Genomic DNA, 458 nt, shown 5'->3' on the forward strand with positions numbered 1-458 from the left:
GCTATCCCGATAAAGGAGAAACGGATCAGAAATGTTACTGCGGCCATTCCCAGGGTCAGTGCTAAAAAATAGCTGTTACTCATGTCCGGCCTCCTTATTATTAGTGAGCATAAGCTCCATACTGGTATTCCCGGCGTTAAGCTTTCTTTCCTCTGCCAGGTCCACAGCTAATCCAGCCAGGACGCCCAATAATGAAGCTACAACGATCCCCAGGGACCAGGGCAAAACAACCAGTAATACACCGGATACGGAGGCTACCAGAGCGGCAACCGTACAGGCCTGACTTTTAATCTGCGGCACCACAATAGCGATAAATGCGGCAACCATCGCAAAATCGAGGCCGTATTTCTGGATGTCCGGGAAAGAAGAACCGATGATTGCTCCCAGAAAATTCGCCAGCACCCAAAATCCCCAGAAAGTCAGCATGACTGAAAAATAGAAAAGATATTTATCACCTT

Annotated in this window: 1 protein-coding gene and 1 pseudogene; both read right to left on the minus strand. The window is 48.0% G+C overall.

The features are described from left to right. Nucleotides 1–83, minus strand: a pseudogene (locus ACWKX3_RS24100) (AzlD domain-containing protein); the annotation flags it as partial. Further along, the coding region (locus ACWKX3_RS24105; protein ID WP_454542656.1) for an AzlC family ABC transporter permease at nt 76–458 on the minus strand (383 nt) is incomplete at its 5' end. The pseudogene ACWKX3_RS24100 and the gene ACWKX3_RS24105, both read right to left, overlap by 8 nt.

This window comes from Enterobacter sp. UPMP2052, assembly GCF_053709675.1.